This window comes from Treponema sp. R6D11 (assembly GCF_054786075.1).
On record NZ_BDHD01000458.1, the window covers coordinates 1 to 993 of the forward strand.

General features: G+C 38.8%; 2 protein-coding genes and 1 tRNA gene. 1 reads left to right on the forward strand and 2 read right to left on the reverse strand.

Annotated elements, in window-relative coordinates:
• Positions 1-150 precede the first annotated feature (150 nt).
• A tRNA-Glu gene (locus ACYVTD_RS13940) sits at positions 151-222 on the forward strand.
• Positions 223-228: 6 nt separating this feature from the next.
• Here the strand turns inward: ACYVTD_RS13940 and ACYVTD_RS13945 are convergent.
• Positions 229-552: a HigA family addiction module antitoxin gene (locus ACYVTD_RS13945; protein WP_461248327.1), complete on the reverse strand. Its 324-nt coding sequence runs from the start codon at positions 550-552 to the stop codon at positions 229-231.
• Between the two features lie 9 nt (positions 553-561).
• The gene (locus ACYVTD_RS13950; RefSeq protein WP_461248328.1) at positions 562-873 is read right to left on the reverse strand and encodes a type II toxin-antitoxin system RelE/ParE family toxin; all 312 of its coding nucleotides are present in this window, start codon (positions 871-873) and stop codon (positions 562-564) included.
• Positions 874-993 lie beyond the last annotated feature (120 nt).

Here is a 993-nt window from a genome sequence, read left to right on the forward strand (position 1 = left end):
GAAATAAATACGATAATTCTTCAAACAACAACTCTGCGTCCTCCGCGCCTTTGCGTGAGGTCTTTTTAGAAAAAATTAATATATGTATTATTTATTCCGTTGACACTATTACGGTTCCTCTGTAATATTATTTGTATAGACACTTGAAGAGGCCCCTTCGTCTATCGGTTAGGACATGAGATTCTCAATCTTAAAAGAGGAGTTCGATTCTCCTAGGGGCTAAAATGTCTATACGTAAACAGGCGTTTCCTCCGCCGCATGTATGCTATATGGAACTATTTCGTTAATAAGGTATTCTTTTTCTTCCATTGCCGATTCAATATCAAAATAATTTTGAAGATTAAGCCAGAACTGCGCGGAATTGCCAAAATATCTTGAAAGCCGCAGGGCCATATCAACAGTTATCCTTCGGTTTCCGTTTATTATTTGACTAATGGCGGTTTGCTGTACTTTTATTTCTTTGCTTAATTTGTATGAGGTAATTTTTAGAGGTTCCATAAACTCGTCGCGCAATATGGTTCCGGGAGGTATTAATTCAAGTTTCTTTTTCATAACTTTCTCCTAATGATAATCGTTGATAGTAACATCGAAGGCATTTCCTTCTTTCCATTTAAAAAGTACTCTCCATTGGTCGTTTATCCTAATACTGCACCATCCTTTTTTATCCCCTTTCAATTTCTCAAAATTGTTTCCCGGCGGGACTCTTAAATCGTCATCGCTTACGGCGGCATGAATAATAAGCAGTTTTCCCCTTGCCCGCTGAAACAGATCGGGATGCAGTTTTTTTATCCTTTCCCTGTTAAACAGAGCCTCGGTATCCTTGTCTCCAAAACTTTGTATCACTAAAATATCCGCCTGTATTAATAGTATCATATTACGATAGTATTGTCAAGAGATAGTATATTTTTTTAGCAAAAAGCGGAAGCGGATAGCGGTTCGCTACCCACTACCCTTCCCTAATTGGAACGCACCAGCCAGAAGCCACACCCCACA

What these genes read in the sequence shown, in the direction of transcription:
- ACYVTD_RS13945 (WP_461248327.1), bottom strand. Translation starts at nt 552, where the DNA reads ATGAAAAAGAAACTTGAATTAATACCTCCCGGAACCATATTGCGCGAC.
- ACYVTD_RS13950 (WP_461248328.1), bottom strand. Translation starts at nt 873, where the DNA reads ATGATACTATTAATACAGGCGGATATTTTAGTGATACAAAGTTTTGGA.